Source organism: Azospirillum fermentarium, assembly GCF_025961205.1.
Classification (GTDB): Bacteria; Pseudomonadota; Alphaproteobacteria; order Azospirillales; family Azospirillaceae; genus Azospirillum; species Azospirillum fermentarium.
On record NZ_JAOQNH010000001.1, the window covers coordinates 2,981,143 to 2,999,395 of the forward strand.

The window sequence follows — 18,253 nt, forward strand, 5'->3', positions numbered from 1 at the left end:
TCAGGCGCCGCTCAACGCCCGCAGGCGGACATAGGCCATGGCCACCGCCACCGCCGTGCCATAGGCGCCCTCGGAACTCCGTTCCGGCAGCGCCAGAGCGCCCAGGATCGAATCGAGCCGCAGATCCACGGCGTTCTTGCCCGGCACCTTGGTGCGGCTGCTGTAGTACAGCTCCGACACGTCGATGCGGCGGTTGGGCAGCGGGATGCCGATCATCGGCTGGACATAGCGGTCCAGCAGGCCGCCGGAGAAATCCACCACGAACCCCACCAGCGGGCGGCTGCCGATGAAATGCAGCACCCGGCCCAGCGCCGGTTCCGCCGGTTCGGTGGGCCAGAAGCTTTCCTGGATGTGCTGGCTGGTCAGGATGCGGTTGCCGCGCACCCGCACCGCCGCGACCGTCCGCAAATCCGCCTTGGCCGCGTCGAAGGACGTGGCCTCGCATTGGATGACGACGGCCTCGTCCGCCGGCTCGTCGGACAGCAGGAAGGCATAGTCGGGGTCGGTCAGGTGCTGGCCCTTCAGCCGCGCCTTCAGATCGCTCAGCATCGCCACCCCCGTCAATGCATGTTGAGATGAAAGTGATAGGAGACGAATTCCTTGAACTTCTTCACCAGGGCCAGACAATCGTTGAACTGGTCCCGGTCCATCTTCGACATTTCCGCCGGGCGGACGGAGTTGTCGATCTTCCCCTCCTCCGGCCCGTCGGTGTCCACCCGCGCCTTGAGCCGCAGGGTGGAGAGGAAGGCGAAGGCTTCGGCCAGATCGGCGGCGAAGTCGCGCTCCATCAGCCCCTTGTCGGCCAGCGCCCAGATGCGCTGGGTGGTGTTGGTGGGCACCAGATGCTTTTCCAGCGCCAGCGCGCGGATGCCGTGGACGATGGGGAAGATCGCCGCCTTCTTGATGTCGATGGGCTGGGCGTTCTTGCGCTCGAACAGCCCGCCGAACAGGCCCGACGGCGTGTCGAACGCCAGCACCGGGCGGGCGAAGTGGGAGAAGAAGCCCTGGTTGTCCGACAGCCGGTCCAGCAGGTAATGCTTGGCCGCCGCCAGCAGCTCGGGATCGCCGGCCACCGCCTCGGCGTCGAAGAAGATCGCCAGATTGAGCTGGGCGTTTTCGTCGGGGCGGTGGATCCAATGGAACAGCGCGTCCTTGTACGCCGCCAGCGGGCGCGTCCATTCCGGGTTCGACACCATGATGTTGCCGGGGCACGGCGGATAGCCGAACGACACCAGGGTGCGGGTGAATTCCGCCGTCACCCGGTCGAGATCGGGGCAGGTGTAGCCGTCGCGCAGGATCAGGCCGTTGTCCTGATCGGTCTTCAGGATCTGCTCCCCGCGCCCCTCGCTGCCCATGACGATCAGGCAGGCGTTGGCCAGCAGGTCCGGCGGCGCCAGCAACTCGAACAGGCGGCGGAAGATCTTGCGGTTCAGCTCCGTCACCAGTTCGGCGATGAACGGCACCTTCACGCCGGTGGCGTGCAGCGTGCGGATCAGCGTCAGCATGTCGGCGCTGGCGCGGGCCAGATCGTCGGTGGTCGCCGCCTTTTCCACCTGCAGCGCCACCACCTGCGAATGGTTGGACAGCGCGCCCAGCAGGTCGGCCTGTTCCAGCAGGCCGACGATGGCGTCGTCCTCGGTCACCACCACACGGCGCACCGAATGCTTGGTCATCAGCACCAGCGCGTTGAACAGCAGGTCGTCGCGGTCCAGCGTGATCAGATCATAGCGCGCCACCGGACCCACCGGGTCGGTCACCGGGCAGCCATCGACGATGACCCGTTCGCGCAGGTCGGTGCCGGTGACGATGCCGGTGCGCCCGCCCTCTTCCGCCGGCTGCACCAGGATGGCGGTGGTCCGCTGGTCCTTCATGACGACGGCGGCGTCGCGCAGCGTGGCGGCGGCGGGCAGGAACACCGGCGGGTGGATGTACGCCTGCCGGATGGTGGCCATGGTCAGCGCCGCCATCTCCCGCGTGTCGCGGCGGCTGGCCAGTGCCTGGAGCCGTTCGGCGAAGTTGCGGTAGACGTACGCCCCGAAGGATTCGTTGACCCGCGCCAGCTCCAGCAGCGTGTCGCGGGGCAGCAGATAGCACAGCGTGTCCTCGGCCGCTTCGAACACATGCTCCGGCCCGGTGAACAGGGCGCGGATGTCGAAGGTGTCCTTGGGGCCATAGGCGGCCACCACCGTTCCTCCCGACCGCTCGTGGACCAGACCGCCCAGCACCACGAACAGGCAGTCGCTGGTGTGGTCGCATTCGATCAGGGCATCGCCGGTGCTGTAAACACCGATGTCGAGGGCGCGGATCAGCCGCTGCTGTTCCGGCGGCGTCAGCCGGTCGAAGGGCGGGACGGAAAAATCGAAGGCTTCGGGCAAGGCCGGCTCCGGGCACGACATCAGTCGGAAGGGGGACGGGTAAAAAGAAAAGGCGCCCCAAGATCCGGGGATCTTGGAGCGCCCGAAGAGTACACCACCGCCACGCGGCGCGGAAGGTGGTGCGGCTTTTGGTGCCGGTTCGTGGGCCGAAGCCCACTCCCCTTTTAGTGGGCCGAGGCCCCTTCGGCACCCAGGCCGGTCTGCGACCGGATGTACTGGGCCTTGAACTTCTCGCGTTCTTCGGCAGCCTGCGCGCTGTTGTCGGTGATCGAGAAGAACCAGATCCCGATGAACGACAGGGTGATGGAGAACAGGCCGGGGTTGTCGTAGGGGATGATGGCGGTCTTGTTGCCCAGCACGGCGACCCACACCGTCGGACCCAGGACCAGCATCACCACCGCCGAGATCAGGCCGAGGGCACCGCCCAACACCGCACCGCGGGTGGTCATCTTGCCCCAGAACATGGACATCACCAGGATGGGGAAGTTGGCCGAGGCGGCGATGACGAAGGCCAGGCCCACCATGAAGGCGACGTTCTGGTTTTCGAAGGCCACGCCCAGGAAGATGGCGAGGATGCCGATCACCACGGTGGTGATCTTCGACACGCGGATTTCGTCCTGTTCGTTCACACGGCCCTTGGCGATGACCGAGGCGTACAGGTCGTGCGACACGGCCGAGGCACCGGCCAGGGTCAGACCCGCAACCACCGCCAGGATGGTGGCGAAGGCCACGGCGGCGATGAAGCCCAGGAACAGCGACCCGCCCACCGCGTTGGCGGTGTGGATGGCGGCCATGTTGGAACCACCGATGATCATCGACGGGTTCACGGCACCGTTGGCGGCGGCCACCTTGGCGGCATCCAGGAACGGATAGACACCGTCGGCGTTGGGCACCAGCAGCAGCACGATGGCGCCGAAGCCGATGATGAAGGTCAGGATGTAGAAGTAGCCGATGAAGCCGGTGGCGTAGAACACCGACTTGCGGGCTTCCTTGGCGTCGGCGACGGTGAAGAAGCGCATCAGGATGTGCGGCAGGCCGGCGGTGCCGAACATGAGCGCCATACCCAGCGAGATCGCCGAGATCGGGTCATGGATGAGCGAGCCGGGGGCCATGATGGTGCCGCCCTTGGCGTGCACCGACACCGCCTTGGTGAACAGCGCTTCGGGCGAGAAGCCGAACTGGGCCAGGATCATGATGGCCATGAACGACGCACCCGACAGCAGCATCACCGCCTTGATGATCTGCACCCAGGTGGTGGCCAGCATGCCGCCGAAGGTCACGTAGGCGATCATGATGACGCCGACGATGATGAGCGCGACGAAGTAGTCCAGACCGAACAGCAGCTGGATCAGCTTGCCCGCACCCACCATCTGCGCGATCAGGTAGAAGGTGACGGTGGCCAGCGAGCCGCAGGCGGCCAGCGTGCGGATCGGGGTCTGCTGGAAGCGGTACGACGCCACGTCGGCGAACGTGTACTTGCCCAGGTTGCGCAGGCGTTCGGCGATCAGGAACAGAATGATCGGCCAGCCGACCAGCCAGCCCACCGAGTAGATCAGCCCGTCGAAGCCCGAGGTGTACACCAGACCGGCGATACCCAGGAACGACGCCGCGGACATGTAGTCACCGGCGATGGCCAGACCGTTCTGGAAACCGGTGATGCCGCCGCCGGCGGCATAGAAGTCCTTGGCCGACTTGGTCTGTTTGGCAGCCCAATAGGTGATGCCCAGCGTCAGCAGCACGAACGCCAGGAACATGCCGATGGCTTCCCAGTTCGTCGCCTGCTTCTGGACGGCGCCGTCCACCGAAGCGGCGAAGGCCGCCAGGGGAGCGGAGGTGAGCAGGGCCGCCGCGGCCCCGGTGACACGGGTCGTCAGGCGGCTCATCACTTCGTCTCCTCAAGGATCTGGCGGTTCAGCTCGTCGAATTCGCCGTTGGCACGCTGGACGTAGATGCCCGTCAGGATGAACGCCGAAACAATGGTGAACAGGCCGACCGGAATGCCCCAGGTCATGGTGCCGCCGCTGATCGACGTGCCCAGGAAGCCCTTGGCGAAGGCGACCAGAAGGATGAAGCCGAAGTAGATCACGAGCATGACGATCGACAGCGTGATCGCGAACGCGTCACGCTTGGCGACAAGCTCCTTGAATTTCGGATTCTGCAGAATCCGAGCGTTTCTATCTTGCATAGTGCGTCCCCTCGCGAGTGCCAGAGAGTTTTGTAAGGTCGTTGGAAGACACTCGGGCGCTATGGTCTTTACCTAGGCATGGGACGTCAACCGTTTTGATGCGTGTGGCCTGCGAAATTGTGCCTTGACGAACGGACTTGGGATCGTTCCAAACATCCCCGGCAAGCCGGTGCGCAGATTTATGTCGCACTGCACACCAGCGGGGAAACGTCGGTACCTTAGGAATTTGTGCGGGGCAACCAGGGAATGCGGTGAAACGTCACACCCTCCTCCTGCAGCGCCTCGGCCTCCTCCCGCGTGGTCTCACCATAAATTCCACGGGCGTCGGTTTCGCCGTAATGAATCTTTCGCGCTTCTTCGGCGAAGCGGTCCCCGACATAATCGCAACTCTTCTCCACCGCGTGGCGCACTTCACCCAGGTGGCGCATGACCTCGCGCTGGAACGCGGCCATCCGTTCGTCCACGGGCGCCGATGGCGGGGCGGGGGCGGCCACCGCCGGCACGCCCGCTCCCGGATTTTCCCGTTCGGGCACCGACGGGGGCGTCTCGGATTTGCTGCGGTGCGATTTCGCAATGCGGGGTGCCATGGGCGCCTTGCCGATGCGGGCATCGCCGCACACCGGGCAGGTCAGCAGCCCGGCGGCGGCCTGGGCATCATAGGTTGCGCTGTCCCGGAACCATGCTTCGAAGCGATGGTCGGACGGGCATTTCAATTGATAGAGAATCATCGACCGAAAGAACCTCGCACACCACGGCGGTCATACCTATAGTTCCACCCACTTCACCACGACCGCCGCGCGGCGTCAAATGCCGCCCCTGCCGGATGCTCCGCCATGACCGTCTGCCCGCCCTCCGCCCCCCTGCCCGCCGGCTGCGGCGGTGATCCATCGTCCTGGATCGTGCGCTTCGCCCCGCTGGTCACGGCGGGCGGGGCGGTGCTGGACGTGGCGTGCGGCGGCGGCCGGCACCTGCGCCATTTCCACCGGCTGGGCCACCCGGTGACCGGCATCGACCGTGATACCGGCGGCCTGGCCGATCTGCACGCGCACGAGGGGGTGACCATCGTCACCGCCGATCTGGAGGACGGCTCCGCCTGGCCGCTGCCCCATGACGCGCGGTTTGCGGCGGTCGTCGTGACCCATTACCTGCACCGCCCGCTGTTTCCCCGGCTGCTGGACGCCGTGGCGCCCGGCGGGGTGCTGCTGTACGAGACGTTCGCCAGCGGCAACGAACGCTATGGCCGCCCCTCCCGCCCCGATTTCCTGTTGCAGCCGGGGGAGTTGATCCAACGGGTGGCGGGCCGCCTGACGGTGGTGGCCTATGAGCACGGGCTGAATCCCGGCCCGCGGCCCGCGGTGATCCAGCGGCTGGCGGCGGTGGCCCCGCCGGGCGAGCCCCGCCTCTTCATAGGACATTTGCCTTAATCCCCTTTTTCGCGCATCTGTAGGACGGATCGGGAGACCGGGGGTCTGAAGGGTGAGCGTTCCATTGTTCGACGGACGGGCCGGCACCGGCGTCCGTTTCGCCGTACCGGGGGGCCGGTGGGCGGTGCTGTGGTGGGTGTTCGTGGCGGTGACCGCCGTGCTGGCGGCGCTGAAGCCCCTGCGCCCCATCACCCGGATCTATCAGGCCTCCGCCCTTGACTGGTGGTCGGGCGTTCCGGTCTACACCGGCGGCATCCACGGATTTCTCTATTTCCCGTCCAGCGCCTTTCTGTTCGGGCCGCTGGCGGCCCTGCCCCTGCCGCTGCTGGATCAGGTGTGGCGGCTGATTCAGGCGGGGATTCTGGCCTGGGCCGTGTGGCGGGCGGCACGGCTGCTGCTGCCCGACGGCGGGGACCGCATGGCCCCGCGGGTGCTGGCGCTGGTGATCCCCGCCGTGTCCATCAACCTGCTGCGCGGGCAGTGGGAACTGATCATGGCCGCGGTCCTGCTTCACGCGGCGGTGGACGCCGCCTGGGGCCGGTGGGTGCGCGGCGGGCTGATCCTGGCGCTGGCGGTGGCGCTGAAGCCGCTGGCGCTGGTGCCCGCGCTGCTGTTCGCCGTGGTGCGGCCCCGGCTGATCCTCCCGCTGGCGCTGGGGCTGGCGGCGGCCTTCGCCCTGCCCTTCCTGCACCCCGACCCGGCCTATGTGCTGGACCAGTACGCGGCGATGACCGCCAAGCTGCTGACGGCGGCGGAGCCGGACAGCGGACGGTGGTTCAACCTGACCATGCTGCTGAACAGCCTGGGCCTCGGCCCGTCCTACGGCGCCATGACCGGGGTGCGGCTGGCGGCGGCGCTGGCGACGCTGGCGGCGGCGTGGGTTCTGGTGCGGCGGCTGGACGGGCGCAGCGGCGCCATGGCGGTGCTGTGGCTGGCCTTCGCCTATCTCGCCCTGTTCAACCCGCGGACGGAGGAAGGCACCTACGCCAACATCGCGCTGATGGCGGCCCTGGCCGCGTGCGCCGAGGCGGCGCGCACGCCGCGGGGTGTACGTCCGGTTCTGCTGGGGGCGGCGGCGCTGGCGCTTGGCACCCACACGTACGGCGACTGGCTGTACCGCCCCACGGAAACCTGGATCAAGCAGGCGGTGACGCTGGCCCTGTACGCCTATCCCCTCTGGCTGGCCGCCACCCACCGGGCGTGGGCCGAACCGGTGGCCGAGCCGCCCGCCCCCGACACGTACGGCTGGCGGCGGGACCGGGTGGCCTTGGCCGCCTGCCTCGCCGTTCCCGTGCTCATCGGGCTGGCGCACGCTCCCCACCGCCTGCCGGCCCTGGGTGCCGCGGCGGCGGCGTGCGTCACGCTGGGCCGGACGGCACCGGCGCGCCGCTGGCTGAAGGGGCTTTAGCAGGGCGCGGAAAAACGGACCGATGCGGTGGCATTGTCTCCGCTGAAGCTTGGAAATGGTGTTTTCGGGGCCTGTTTTGGTCTGGATGGCGCCTTTTTCCGCGCCCTCAGGCTCCTGGAGCCGCCATTCAGGCGGACTCCGGGATGATTATGCCGTTGTCAGCAGCTTGGGCAGACGGATCAGGTTATAGGCGGCGGCAGTCAGCGTGAACATCCAACCGACGCGGGCGGTGCCGCGGTGACGGGTCTTGCGCAGCCCCGCCCCCTTGATCCAGCCGAAGACCTCCTCGATCCGCTTGCGGATGCGCAAGGACACGGCATAGCCGGGGTGACGGGTGGTCCGGCCATCAATGGCTGAGCGGCGGTTGCTGGTGTTCTGGGCAACGTGCGGGGTGGCGCCCAGGCGGCGCATGTTCGCCACGAAATCCTTGGTGTCGTAAGCCTTGTCGGCGCCCAGCGTGATGCGGTGGCAGCCGGAGATGGCCTCGACCATCGACACCGCCGCCTCGCGTTCGGCCAAGCCCGTAGCCGCCGTCAGCCGGACATCCACCACCAGAGCATGGCGGTTCTCCATCAGCGCGTGGCCCATGAAGGCCAGCTTCGCCGGCTGCCCGTTGCCCTTGCGGTAGAGACGCGCCTCGGGATCGGTTGTGGAGGCATGCGTTTCGTTGGACCGTTTCTCACCGTGAAAGTCGCGCTCGCCGTTGCGGCCCGGCCCCGGCGGCTCACCGCTGCCATCTTTGGGCCGGAAGCTCTTCACGCTGGCCCACGCCTCGATCAGCGTGCCGTCCACCGAGAAGTGCTCGTCCGACAGCAGCGCCTTGACCCGCGGCTGATCCAGCACGGTGGCCAGGAACGTGGCCGCCACATCCCCCGCCAGCAAACGCTCACGGTTCTTGGTGAAGACCGTCACGTCCCACACCGGGGCGTCCATCGACAGCCCGACGAACCAGCGGAACAGCAGGTTGTAATCAAGCTGCTCCATCAACTGGCGTTCCGAGCGCACCGAGTAGAAGGCCTGGAGCAGCAGCGCCCGCAGCAGCTTCTCCGGTGCGATCGACGGCCGCCCGATCTTCGAGTACAGACCCTCGAAGGCTGGCGACATCACCTCCAGCGCTTCATCCACGATGGCCCGGATCGCCCGCAACGGGTGGTTGGCCGGAACCCGAGCCTCACAGCTCACGTAGCTGAACAGACCCTCGCTGCGTTCGTCCGAACCCCGCATCGCCCCCTCGCCGGCCTCATTCTCTACGAAATGAGAGAATCACGACCGGCCAGCCGGGCATAGCCTTTTTCCGCGCCCTGTTAGCCGCCCAGATCGAACGGGCGGTCGTGGGTCAGCGACGGGATCATCCGCCGTGCCTCGGCCACCGCCGCCAGATCGAGGTCGGCGGTGATGATCCCCACCTCCTCGCCGCCATCGGCGATGATCTCGCCCCAGGGGGAGATGATGAGGGAATGGCCGAAGGTCTTGCGCCCCTGGTCGTGGGTGCCGGTCTGGGCCGGGGCCAGGACGAAGCACCCGGTCTCGATGGCCCGCGCCCGCAGCAGCACATGCCAGTGGGCCCGCCCGGTGGGCACGGTGAAGGCCGCCGGCACGGTCAGCAACGATGCCCCCGCCTTGGCCAGAGCCCGGTACAGGTGGGGAAAGCGCACGTCGTAGCAGACGGTCATGCCCAGCCCGCCCCACGGTGTGGGCGCCACCACCCCCCGTTCGCCGGGACGGAAGGTGGCGGATTCGCGGTAGCTCTCCCCGCCCGCCAGATCCACGTCGAACATGTGGATCTTGTCGTAGCGGGCCACGAGCCGCCCCTGGCCGTCGAACAGCAGGCTGCGGTTGGCCACCCGCCCGTCGTCCAGCCGGATGCCAATGGTGCCGGCCAGAATCCACGCCCCGGTTTCCTGCGCCAGACCGGCGAAGAACGGCACCGCGGGGTGCTCATCCTCCCCAGACACGCGGGCGAGCACCTTGTCCCGCCCCTGCACGATCATGGCGACGTTTTCAGGCAGCGCGATCAGTTCCGCCCCCGCATCGCGGGCCCGGCGGACCAGATCCCCCGCAGCGTCGAGGTTGGGCCGGATCTCGGTCCCGGCGTTGACCTGGATGCAGGCCGCCCGGACCCGGCCCCCCGCCCCCGGCGCCATCGCCGGCGCGTCCATCACGCCAGCCCCAGCAGCGGGTCGAGCCTGCCCTGGCTGTCCAGGGCGTGGATGTCGTCGCACCCGCCCATGGATTGCCCGTCGATGAAGACCTGCGGCACCGTGGTGCGCCCGCCGGCCCGCTCGATCATCTCGTCCCGGCGGTTGGGGTACTGGTAAATGTCGATTTCCTCGTACGCCACCCCCTTGCCGTCCAGCAGCCTCTTGGCACGCACGCAATAGGGGCAGAAGGGCGAGGTATAGATCACAACATCGGCCATAGCGGACACTCCACCGTTTGGAATCGTTATAGTCTGAACAGCCCGCCCGCGCCAGCGTCACACGGTCCCTTCCAGATCATACCGCCTTGACCACGCGGGCGATGGTCAGCAGATCCACCGCGGCCGCCCCGCCGGCCAGCAGCGCGCGGGCGCATTCCGCCGCCGTGGCCCCGGTGGTCAGCACGTCGTCCACCAGCACCACCCGCCGCCCGGCCAGATCCGTCTTCGCCCCCGCCCGCACGGCAAAGGCGCCGGCCACGTTGCGGCGGCGGCCCGGCCCGTCCAGCCCGCCCTGGGTGCGGGTGCGGCGGCGGCGGACCAGCAGGTCGGGGATCACCGGCACCCCGCACTCCCGCCCCACCGCCTGGGCCAGCAACGCCGATTGGTTGTAGCGGCGCATCAGCAGGCGCCAGCGGTGCAGCGGCACCGGCGCCAGCAGGCCGGCATCGGCCAGCACGTCCGCCCCGGCACGTGCCAGCCACGCCCCGAACGGGCGGGCGGCGTGGGTGCGGTCGGCGTGCTTGAAGGCCAGGACCAGCGGACGGCTGCCGTCGTCATAGACCATCACCGACCGCGCCCGCCCGAACGGCGGCGGATCGGCCATGCAGCCGGCGCACAGCACCGTCCCCTCCACCCGATAGGCGAAGGGCAGCCCGCAACAGGCGCAATAGGGCGGTGCGATGAAGGTCAGCCGCCGCCAGCACCCGGCGCACAGGCCCCCCTGCCGCTCCACCACCGTGCCGCAGACCAGACAGCGCGGCGGCAGCAGCGTGTCGAGCGCCAACGCCGCCGCGCGGGCCACCCGATCAGCCACCCGATGAGCCAGGGTGCCGGGCGTCATCGCCATCCCCCCGTTCCTATGGCAGGTGCATCATGCGGTCGAACATCAAGAGCGTGAAGTCGCGCAGCGCCATGAAGATCGCCGGGGCCGAGATGAACAGGATGACGATGGTGCCGATGATCTTCAGGTTCTGCTGGATGGTGGCGTCCTGGATGTGGGTCACCGACTGGAACAGGGTGACGACCAGCCCGATGCCGGTGGTGATGAGCAGCGTGGGCAAGGACAGCTTGATGATGATCAGCAGAGCGTCATAGGTGACGCTGATGGCGTCTTCGATGCCCATGTGGGCCGTTCTCCCGTGGGTCCGCCGGGGCACCATACCTCTCCCATCCGGGGGCTGCCAGGGGGATTGAGCGGACGGGGGTTAGGGATTACTCTGCGGCCCCATGAGCGACACCGACATCATGACCGTCTTCGACCGCGCCCTGGTCCGCCGCCGCCGCGACCGGGCCGCACCGGGGTTCTCCGGCTTCAATTTCCTGATGGAGGAAGTGGCCGAGCGTCTGGCCGACCGGCTGGAGGATGTGCGCCGCAGCTTCCCCACCGCCCTTGACCTGGGGTGCCGCGACGGCACGCTGGGGCGGGTGCTGGCGGGGCGCAAGGGCATCGAAACGCTGGTGTCGTGCGACCTGTCCCCCGCCTTCGCCGCCCAGGCCGCCGCCGGGGGGGCCGGCCTGGTGGTCGCGGCGGATGAAGAGGCGCTGCCGTTCGCCGAGGGCGCCTTCGATCTGGTGGTCAGCGCGCTGGACCTGCACTGGGTCAACGACCTGCCGGGTGCGCTTTTGCAGATCCGCCGCAGCCTGAAGCCCGACGGCTTCTTCTGCGCCGCCATGCTGGGCGGGGAAACGCTGATGGAACTGCGCCGCTGCCTGATCGACGCGGAACTGGAGATGTGCGGCGGCATGAGCCCCCGCGTGTCCCCCTTTGCCGAGATCCGCGACGCCGGGCGGCTGATGCAGCGGGCGGGGTTCGCCCTGCCGGTGGTGGATTCCGACACGCTGACCGTCACCTACACCGACGCCTTGGCCCTGATGCGCGACCTGCGCGGCATGGGGGAAACCAACACCGTGCTGGCCCGGCGCAAGGTGCCGGCCCGGCGCGGCATGCTGTTCGACGCCGCCCGCCGCTATGCCGAGCATTACGCGGAAGAGGACGGGCGCATCCCCGCCACCTTCCAGATCCTCTATCTGGCCGGCTGGGCGCCCCACGAAAGCCAGCAGCAGCCACTGGCCCCCGGCAGCGGGCAGGTTCACCTGTCCGACGTGCTGAAACCGGGCGGGTGCGGGTAACTCAGGCGACCCCGGCCAGCAGCCGCCACGCCATCCACCCCAGCACCCCGGCGTTGACCACCATGATGAACGGGGCCACGCGGGCGACGGCGCCACGCCACGCCCGCCCGGCCATGTGCCCGGCCAGCCCCACAGCCACCAGGCTGGGCACGGTGCCCAGCGCGAAGGCGCCCATGCCCAGCGCACCCGTCAGCGCGCTGCCGCTGGCCGCCGCCACCGCCACCGCGCCATAGAGCAGCCCGCAGGGAATGAAGCCCAAGGCCACCCCCAGCCCATAGCCGCGCCAGCCGGTGGGGTTGCCGAACAGCGGGCGGGCCAGCCGCGCCACCCCCTCGCCCCACCCGCGGGTCCAGCGCCCCCCGTGGGGCAGCCACGCCGACAGGCCGCGCACGGCGTATCCCAGAAAGAACAGGGCGGCGAACAGCAGCAGCGCCGCCGACAGCCAGCGCAGGCCCGGCATGGCCCCCACATGCCCGGCCATGGCCGCCGCCGCCCCCCCGATGCCGGCATAGGTGGTGGCACGGCCCAGATGGTACGGCACCGCCGCCGCCCCGATCAGCCGGTGGAATTCGCTCATGCGGTCGATGGACAGCCGCTCCAGCTTGGCCGTCACCTGGGCCAGCACGAAGGGGCCGCACATGCCGGCGCAATGGGTCGCCCCCCCCACCAGCCCGGCGGACAGCAGCGCCACCAGAAAACCGGAGTCACGGTCGATGACCACGGCACACTGGTTGAGACCCTCGTGAAGCAGCGACAGCACATCCACGGCACGGACACCCGGCAGGGGGAAGACGATGCCCGCACCCTACACAGGCCGGGCGCCCGCGGCCTTGCGCTAGGTCAAGGCCGGGGGGAGGTCAGGGCTGGGGAAGCGGCGGCATCGCATCGGCGGCGAAGGCACGCAGCAGGTCGGCCAGGTCACCCTCGTTCACCAGGGATGCCGCTTCCAGCGGGTCCATCCAGCGGCGTTCGCGCTGGCCCTTTTCCGGCCAGGACTCCAGTTCCTGCTCCACCGCCAGCAAAAAGACCTGCACGGCGCAGGCCCGCGCCTTGCCGGACTTCATCCGCTTGTCGTAATGGTAAACCCCACAGGGTTTGGACGACACGCGGCCCAGCAGTCCGGCCTCCTCGAAGGCTTCGCGGGCGGCCATGTCGTGGGGCTTGGTGCGCTTTTCCGGCCAGCCCTTGGGAATGATCCAGCGCCCGGTGTCCCGCGAGGTGATGAGCATCACCTGACGCACGCCGTCGATGTCACGGTACGGGAGGGCCGCGTACTGGTCGCGGGGCTGGCGCTTCACGGCGTTCATATCACCTGTATGCTTCGTAACGGGTTACGGCTCCAGCAGCGTGGCGGCCAGATGGCCCCCCCACACCGCGGCAAGACAAAGAACAACCGACAGCACCACATTCATCCCCGCCCCCAGCCATTCGCCCTCGCGCAGCAGTTCCAGGGTCTGCAGGCTGAAGCTGGAGAAGGTGGTGTATCCGCCGCACAGCCCGACCGTGATGAACAGCCGGGCGTCGCCGGGAACGGCGAACCGCGATCCCGGCGCCGTCAGCGTGGCGGCCAGACCGATCACGAACGACCCCAGGATGTTGATGAGCACGGTTCCCACCGGAAAGCGCAGACCGAAGGCCGCCGCCCAGTTGGAGCACGCGAACCGGGCCATGCCGCCCAGCGCGCTGCCCAGCGCGATCCACAGATAGGTTGCCATTCCCCGTTTTCCCAGCCTGTCCGCCGCCGGATCAGGGCAGCATCTTGCCGGGGTTCATCAGCCCGCGCGGGTCCAGGGCCGCCTTGACGGCGCGCAACATGGCCATTTCCACCGGGCTCTTGATATGCGGCATATCGTCCTTCTTGAACCGCCCCACCCCGTGCTCGGCGGAGATGGAGCCGTCCAGGTCCAGGATGATCTCGTTCACCACATGGCAGATGTCGTCCCAGCGGGCGAGATAGGCGGCGGTGTCGGCCCCTTCGGGCTGGGTCAGGTTGAAGTGGATGTTGCCGTCGCCAACGTGGCCGAACGGCACCGGGCGGATGCCGGGGCACGCCGCCTCCACCGCCGCGGTGGCGCGCGCGATGAACTCCGCCACCTTGGACACCGGCACCGACACGTCGTTCTTGATGGACCCCCCGGCGTGCTTCTGCGCCTCCACGATGGCTTCGCGGATGAACCAGAGCTGCTTGGCCTGCCCTTCGGACGCGGCAATGGTGGCGTCGGTGGCCAGTTCCGCCTCGAACGCTTCGCCCAGGGCGGCTTCGAAGTTGTCGCGGAAGGCGTCCGACCGGGTGCCGGCGGTCATTTCCACCAGCACGTACCACGGCGACGGCTCCGACAGCGGGTCGATGGTGCCGGGCACGTGCTTCAGCGCGAAATCCAGCGCGCGGCGGGCCATCAGCTCGAACGCCGTCACCCCGTCGCCCGACGCGGCGCGCAGGCGGGCCAGCAGTTCGATGGCCGCATCCGGGCTGGGCACCGCGACGAACGCGGTTTCCACCTGCCGCGGGCGGGGATAGAGCTTCAGCACCGCGCCGGTGACGATGCCCAGCGTGCCCTCCGCCCCGATGAACAGGTGCTTCAGGTCATAGCCGGTGTTGTTCTTGCGCAACGACCGCAGCCCGTCCCACACCGACCCGTCGGGCAGCACCACCTCCAGCCCCAGCACCAGATCGCGGGTGTTGCCGTAGCGGATGGTCATGGTGCCGCCGGCGTTGGTGGAGATCAGGCCGCCGATCTGCGCCGTGCCCTCCGCACCCAGGCTGAGCGGCAGCAGCCGGTCCTGGTCCGCCGCCACCTGCTGCAACGTCTGGAGCACGCAGCCGGCGTCCACGGTCATGGTGTAGTTCAGCGGGTCCACATTGCGCACCCGGTTCAGCCGCGACAGGCTGAGCACGATGTCGTGGCCGTCCTCGTACGGGATGGAGCCGCCGACCAGGCTGGTGTTGCCGCCCTGGGGCACGATGGGCTGCCCGGCCTCGGCGCACGCCTTGACCACCGCCGCCACCTCCTCCACCGTCGCCGGGCGCACCACCGCCGGGCTGCCGCCGACGAACCGCCCGCGCGCCTCGGCCAGATAGGGCTGCATGTCCGCGGGGTCGGTCAGAAGCCCCTTGGGGCCGACGATGGACAGGATGCGGTCGAGCAGAGCGGCGGTGCTGGTCATGGCGGCAAGCTTTCGGATGGACGAATCGGAAAAGGGTCGCAGGGAACCTGCACCCTATCCCGTTGCGCCCCCGATTTCCACACCTGCCGGGCGAAAACCCTACCGCGGGGCGGCGGCGCGGCGCAGGCGGTCGTTGATGGCGGTGCCCAGCCCCGCTTCGGGGATCGGCATGACGGCGATGGCCCGCACCGCGGGCTTGTCCAACTGCCGCAGGAAGGCGAAGAGATTGGCCGCCGCCTCGTTCAGGTCGCCGGTGGGCGACAGGTTCAGGCGCGTCACGCCGCCGCGGATCAACTGGTCGGGGCCGAAGGCCAGCAGCGCCTCGTCCGCCGCCACATCCAGCGCGTTCAGCCGCACGCCGGCAGCGGGGGCGTAGTGGCTGAGCAGCTGGCCGGGGGATTTCTTCGGCGACTCCGAGCCATCGCCCCCGACGGTGGCGATGGGCAGGCCCAGGAGGCGTTCCATATCCTCGCGCAGCACGGCACCGGGACGCAGCAGCACCGGCTCGTCCCCCGACAGGTCGAGCACGGTGGATTCCACCCCCACCGGGCAGCGCCCGCCGGCCAGGACCAGCGGCACCCGCTCGCCCAGGCTTTCCACCACGTGCAGCGGCGTGGTCGGGCTGACCGCGCCCGAACGGTTGGCGCTGGGGGCGGCGACCGGGCAGCGGGCGGCGCGCAGCAGCGCTTGGGCCACCGGGTGGCCGGGCACGCGGATGGCGACCGTATCCAGCCCCGCCGACACCAGCAGCGACAGCCCCGCCCCCGCCTTGCGCGGCAGCACCAGCGTCAGCGGCCCCGGCCAATGCTGTTCGGCCAGCGCCACGGCGCGGGCGTCGAAGTCCGCGAAGTCCTGCGCCTCGGCCAGCGAGGGCACGTGGACGATCAGCGGGTTGAAATGGGGCCGCCCCTTGGCCGCGAAGATGGCCGCCACCGCCTGATCGCTGGTGGCGTCGGCGCCCAGCCCATAGACGGTTTCGGTGGGAAAGGCCACCAGCGCGCCGGAGCGCAGCAGGTCGGCCCCCCGCGCCAGGGACGCGGCGGTGGGCGGCTGGATCTGCAGCGGGCGCGGGGCCGCGGACGGGGGGGTGGAGGCTTGGTCGGTCACGGGCGGGGTTCTAGCGGATCGTTCGCACAGGGTCAAAGCGGATGGGGCAAAGCGCCGGGTTGCGCATGGCAGCCCCACGCTTTATGACGGACATCCGGGTCCAGACACCAGCAAGATGCCCCGCCCCCACGAAAAGGAAAGGCACACCATGGCCGGCAAGATCTTCACCGTGGCGCAACAAAAGGGCGGGGCCGGCAAGACCACGCTGACCGCCCATCTCGCCATCGCCTGGACCCAGCTGGGCCACCGGGTCGCCACCGTGGACATCGACCCCCAGGGCAGCCTGTCCCGCTGGGTGGAGGTGCGGGCGGCGGCGCGCGGCGGCGATCCCGGCTTCACCCACGCCCGCATCACCGGCTGGCGCACCCAGGGCGAGGTGGAAAAGCTGGCCCGCACCCACGACGTGGTGGTGATCGACAGCCCGCCCCACGCCCAGACCGAAGCCCGCATCGCCGTGCGCGCCGCCCATCTGGTGATCGCCCCCGTCCAGCCCAGCCCCATGGACCTGTGGGCCACCGGCCCGACGCTGGACCTGGCGAAACAGGAAAAGCGCCCGCTGGTGCTGGTGCTGAACCGCGTGCCGCCGCGGGCCAGGATCGCCGACGAGCTGGTGGCCGCGGTGCAGGACCTGGCCAACCCGCCCGACGTCGCCATCGCCCTGACCCAGGTGGGCAACCGCACCGCCTATGCCGGCACGCTGATGACCGGCCTGTCCGCCACCGAAAGCCCGCGCAAGACCCAGGCCGGGGCCGAGATGCAGGAGCTGGCGGCGGAGATTCTGCGCCGGGGGGGATGAGAGGCGGTCCCCGCGGTGGCCATGAAAACAGTTGCGGGGGCATTGTAATCTATGCATGTTACCGGCATCTTTAGGTCGCAAATGAAACGGCGCGCTCTGGCCTTATCTGTTTGCCGCATCCCAAAGGGCCTTCTCCTTATATGGCGCAAAATATGGCGCAAACAGAGAATCATTCCGGCTTTTCCCACTCCGCGCCAATCGAGATTATTCAACTATACCGTGCCATCGCCGCCATAGCCGTCTTTATGTATCATGCTTATATTTTCTCGAACGCGTTCTTATTGATTAAATCTCCTGACTGGTTCCGGTTTATCTTCGGTCATGGCAAGTATGGCGTCGATTTCTTTTTTACTTTGTCCGGCTTCATCATCCTGAATGCCCATTATCAGGACCAGGATACTCTCGCATCGTCCAAGCGCTATGCCTTGAAACGAGGGATCCGGATTTTTCCGGCATATCTGCCAATATCCATAATATCTTTGATTGTTTACTCCCTAGATCCGAACATCGGATTGAAGACAAAAGAAAACATAAGCATCATATCTTCGCTTTTTCTCATACCGTCCTCTGGCCATCCGGCGCTCAGCGCTGCCTGGACCCTGATTCATGAAACAATATTTTATACGATTTTTTTAGCGTACTTCTTTTGGAGGAAGGCTTTTTTCGCCATCATCGGCCTCTGGGCATTGATCATGGCGCTGAACGTGCTGCTGCCGCTGGGGCTGGCAAGCAACGCGGTTTCCGCCAAGGTTCTCAGCCCCATCAACCTGGAGTTTATCGGCGGGCTGATATGCGCCTTTGTATGGCGGCGCGTCAATGCGGGAACCGCCACGGGAATTGCCCTGCTTCTTTCCGGTGTGGCCGGTCTTGTGGTGGTTGTCGGGACCGGTTTCATCACGAACGTCCATCACCGCTGGATCCTTGGCATCCCCTTCGCGCTCATCCTGCTGGGCGGATGCTATCTGGAGAAGGGGCGCGGCCTCAACATGCCCCGCCCGGCCCTGGCGCTGGGCGATGCAAGCTATGCCCTTTACCTGATCCATGCCCCGCTGATTTCGGTGATGTTCCGGGTGGTTCCCGGCATCAACAGATCCCTGGGCGCCCTTGGCCCGGCCGCGGAATGGGCGGTGACGGTTTCCCTCACCGCCGGGCTCTGCATCCTGGCGGCGCTGCTCTACCACAGGCTTTATGAACGCCCGGTCCTGAGCTTTCTCCACGCCAGGATGCTGAGCCCCTGAGCCGGA

Annotated in this window: 20 protein-coding genes; 5 read left to right on the forward strand and 15 right to left on the reverse strand. The window is 68.1% G+C overall.

What is annotated here, in order from left to right; all coding sequences use genetic code 11:
- From M2352_RS13940 to M2352_RS13960, 5 genes are all read right to left on the reverse strand, one after another.
- Window positions 1–549, reverse strand: coding sequence for a 3'-5' exonuclease family protein (locus M2352_RS13940; RefSeq protein WP_264665078.1), 549 nt, complete (start codon window positions 547–549; stop codon window positions 1–3).
- A gap of 11 nt (window positions 550–560) precedes the next feature.
- A complete protein-coding gene (locus M2352_RS13945; protein ID WP_264665079.1) occupies window positions 561–2,375 on the reverse strand; it encodes a DUF294 nucleotidyltransferase-like domain-containing protein in 1,815 nt (604 codons plus the stop codon).
- A gap of 164 nt (window positions 2,376–2,539) precedes the next feature.
- Window positions 2,540–4,258, reverse strand: a complete 1,719-nt coding sequence (locus M2352_RS13950) for a cation acetate symporter (RefSeq protein WP_264665080.1) — start codon at window positions 4,256–4,258, stop codon at window positions 2,540–2,542.
- Window positions 4,258–4,560 (reverse strand): DUF485 domain-containing protein, encoded by a 303-nt coding sequence (locus tag M2352_RS13955; protein ID WP_264665081.1) that lies wholly within the window; start codon window positions 4,558–4,560, stop codon window positions 4,258–4,260. The genes M2352_RS13950 and M2352_RS13955 overlap by 1 nt, the downstream gene beginning before the upstream one ends.
- Before the next feature lie 218 nt (window positions 4,561–4,778).
- A complete protein-coding gene (locus tag M2352_RS13960) occupies window positions 4,779–5,288 on the reverse strand; it encodes a DUF1178 family protein (protein ID WP_264665082.1) in 510 nt (169 codons plus the stop codon).
- 105 nt (window positions 5,289–5,393) lie between these two features.
- Here M2352_RS13960 and M2352_RS13965 point away from each other — a divergent pair, with 105 nt between their 5' ends.
- Window positions 5,394–5,984: a class I SAM-dependent methyltransferase gene (locus M2352_RS13965; RefSeq protein WP_264665083.1), complete on the forward strand. Its 591-nt coding sequence runs from the start codon at window positions 5,394–5,396 to the stop codon at window positions 5,982–5,984.
- 52 nt (window positions 5,985–6,036) lie between these two features.
- Entirely contained in the window at window positions 6,037–7,392 is a 1,356-nt protein-coding gene (locus M2352_RS13970) for a glycosyltransferase 87 family protein (protein ID WP_264665084.1), read from the forward strand.
- Window positions 7,393–7,539: 147 nt separating this feature from the next.
- Here the strand turns inward: M2352_RS13970 and M2352_RS13975 are convergent, their stop codons facing one another.
- The 5 genes from M2352_RS13975 to M2352_RS13995 form a co-directional block, all read right to left on the reverse strand.
- Window positions 7,540–8,616 (reverse strand): IS5 family transposase, encoded by a 1,077-nt coding sequence (locus M2352_RS13975; RefSeq protein WP_264662801.1) that lies wholly within the window; start codon window positions 8,614–8,616, stop codon window positions 7,540–7,542.
- A gap of 80 nt (window positions 8,617–8,696) precedes the next feature.
- Entirely contained in the window at window positions 8,697–9,551 is an 855-nt protein-coding gene (locus tag M2352_RS13980; protein ID WP_264665085.1) for a carbon-nitrogen hydrolase family protein, read from the reverse strand.
- Window positions 9,551–9,811, reverse strand: coding sequence for a glutaredoxin 3 (gene grxC, locus M2352_RS13985; RefSeq protein WP_264665086.1), 261 nt, complete (start codon window positions 9,809–9,811; stop codon window positions 9,551–9,553). Before grxC ends, M2352_RS13980 begins: the two co-directional genes overlap by 1 nt.
- Before the next feature lie 76 nt (window positions 9,812–9,887).
- Window positions 9,888–10,652: a ComF family protein gene (locus tag M2352_RS13990; RefSeq protein WP_264665369.1), complete on the reverse strand. Its 765-nt coding sequence runs from the start codon at window positions 10,650–10,652 to the stop codon at window positions 9,888–9,890.
- Between the two features lie 16 nt (window positions 10,653–10,668).
- Window positions 10,669–10,935 carry an EscS/YscS/HrcS family type III secretion system export apparatus protein gene (locus M2352_RS13995; RefSeq protein WP_264665087.1) on the reverse strand — a complete coding sequence of 89 codons (267 nt, stop codon included), beginning with the start codon at window positions 10,933–10,935 and terminating at the stop codon, window positions 10,669–10,671.
- A 103-nt stretch (window positions 10,936–11,038) separates the two neighbouring features.
- On the opposite strand from M2352_RS13995, the gene M2352_RS14000 reads away from it, so the two are divergent.
- The gene (locus M2352_RS14000; RefSeq protein ID WP_264665088.1) at window positions 11,039–11,941 is read left to right on the forward strand and encodes a methyltransferase domain-containing protein; all 903 of its coding nucleotides are present in this window, start codon (window positions 11,039–11,041) and stop codon (window positions 11,939–11,941) included.
- A 1-nt stretch (window position 11,942) separates the two neighbouring features.
- Here M2352_RS14000 and M2352_RS14005 read toward each other — a convergent pair whose 3' ends face one another.
- The 5 genes from M2352_RS14005 to M2352_RS14025 all read right to left on the reverse strand — a co-directional run bounded on the left by M2352_RS14005 (window position 11,943) and on the right by M2352_RS14025 (window position 16,213).
- Window positions 11,943–12,707 carry a sulfite exporter TauE/SafE family protein gene (locus tag M2352_RS14005; protein ID WP_264665089.1) on the reverse strand — a complete coding sequence of 255 codons (765 nt, stop codon included), beginning with the start codon at window positions 12,705–12,707 and terminating at the stop codon, window positions 11,943–11,945.
- Between the two features lie 91 nt (window positions 12,708–12,798).
- Complete coding sequence (locus M2352_RS14010) at window positions 12,799–13,248, reverse strand: NUDIX hydrolase (RefSeq protein WP_264665090.1); 450 nt, start codon at window positions 13,246–13,248, stop codon at window positions 12,799–12,801.
- 24 nt (window positions 13,249–13,272) lie between these two features.
- Complete coding sequence (gene crcB, locus M2352_RS14015; protein ID WP_264665091.1) at window positions 13,273–13,656, reverse strand: fluoride efflux transporter CrcB; 384 nt, start codon at window positions 13,654–13,656, stop codon at window positions 13,273–13,275.
- A 31-nt stretch (window positions 13,657–13,687) separates the two neighbouring features.
- A complete protein-coding gene (locus M2352_RS14020; RefSeq protein WP_264665092.1) occupies window positions 13,688–15,106 on the reverse strand; it encodes an FAD-binding oxidoreductase in 1,419 nt (472 codons plus the stop codon).
- A 99-nt stretch (window positions 15,107–15,205) separates the two neighbouring features.
- On the reverse strand, window positions 15,206–16,213 hold the full coding sequence (locus M2352_RS14025; RefSeq protein WP_264665093.1) for an L-threonylcarbamoyladenylate synthase: 1,008 nt from the start codon (window positions 16,211–16,213) through the stop codon (window positions 15,206–15,208).
- Window positions 16,214–16,361: 148 nt separating this feature from the next.
- Between M2352_RS14025 and parA the strand changes: the two genes are divergently transcribed.
- Both parA and M2352_RS14035 read left to right on the forward strand, forming a co-directional pair.
- Window positions 16,362–17,009: a ParA family partition ATPase gene (gene parA / locus M2352_RS14030; RefSeq protein WP_264665094.1), complete on the forward strand. Its 648-nt coding sequence runs from the start codon at window positions 16,362–16,364 to the stop codon at window positions 17,007–17,009.
- Between the two features lie 140 nt (window positions 17,010–17,149).
- Window positions 17,150–18,247, forward strand: coding sequence for an acyltransferase family protein (locus M2352_RS14035; RefSeq protein ID WP_264665095.1), 1,098 nt, complete (start codon window positions 17,150–17,152; stop codon window positions 18,245–18,247).
- Window positions 18,248–18,253: the final 6 nt, after the last annotated feature.

Coding starts and splice junctions, on each gene's coding strand:
- M2352_RS13940 (WP_264665078.1), bottom strand. CDS start 549: ATGCTGAGCGATCTGAAGGCGCGGCTGAAGGGCCAGCACCTGACCGAC.
- M2352_RS13950 (WP_264665080.1), bottom strand. CDS start 4,258: ATGAGCCGCCTGACGACCCGTGTCACCGGGGCCGCGGCGGCCCTGCTC.
- M2352_RS13955 (WP_264665081.1), bottom strand. CDS start 4,560: ATGCAAGATAGAAACGCTCGGATTCTGCAGAATCCGAAATTCAAGGAG.
- M2352_RS13960 (WP_264665082.1), bottom strand. CDS start 5,288: ATGATTCTCTATCAATTGAAATGCCCGTCCGACCATCGCTTCGAAGCA.
- M2352_RS13965 (WP_264665083.1), top strand. CDS start 5,394: ATGACCGTCTGCCCGCCCTCCGCCCCCCTGCCCGCCGGCTGCGGCGGT.
- M2352_RS13975 (WP_264662801.1), bottom strand. CDS start 8,616: ATGCGGGGTTCGGACGAACGCAGCGAGGGTCTGTTCAGCTACGTGAGC.
- M2352_RS13980 (WP_264665085.1), bottom strand. CDS start 9,551: ATGGACGCGCCGGCGATGGCGCCGGGGGCGGGGGGCCGGGTCCGGGCG.
- grxC (WP_264665086.1), bottom strand. CDS start 9,811: ATGGCCGATGTTGTGATCTATACCTCGCCCTTCTGCCCCTATTGCGTG.
- M2352_RS13990 (WP_264665369.1), bottom strand. CDS start 10,652: ATGACGCCCGGCACCCTGGCTCATCGGGTGGCTGATCGGGTGGCCCGC.
- M2352_RS13995 (WP_264665087.1), bottom strand. CDS start 10,935: ATGGGCATCGAAGACGCCATCAGCGTCACCTATGACGCTCTGCTGATC.
- M2352_RS14000 (WP_264665088.1), top strand. CDS start 11,039: ATGAGCGACACCGACATCATGACCGTCTTCGACCGCGCCCTGGTCCGC.
- M2352_RS14010 (WP_264665090.1), bottom strand. CDS start 13,248: ATGAACGCCGTGAAGCGCCAGCCCCGCGACCAGTACGCGGCCCTCCCG.
- crcB (WP_264665091.1), bottom strand. CDS start 13,656: ATGGCAACCTATCTGTGGATCGCGCTGGGCAGCGCGCTGGGCGGCATG.
- M2352_RS14020 (WP_264665092.1), bottom strand. CDS start 15,106: ATGACCAGCACCGCCGCTCTGCTCGACCGCATCCTGTCCATCGTCGGC.
- parA (WP_264665094.1), top strand. CDS start 16,362: ATGGCCGGCAAGATCTTCACCGTGGCGCAACAAAAGGGCGGGGCCGGC.
- M2352_RS14035 (WP_264665095.1), top strand. CDS start 17,150: ATGGCGCAAAATATGGCGCAAACAGAGAATCATTCCGGCTTTTCCCAC.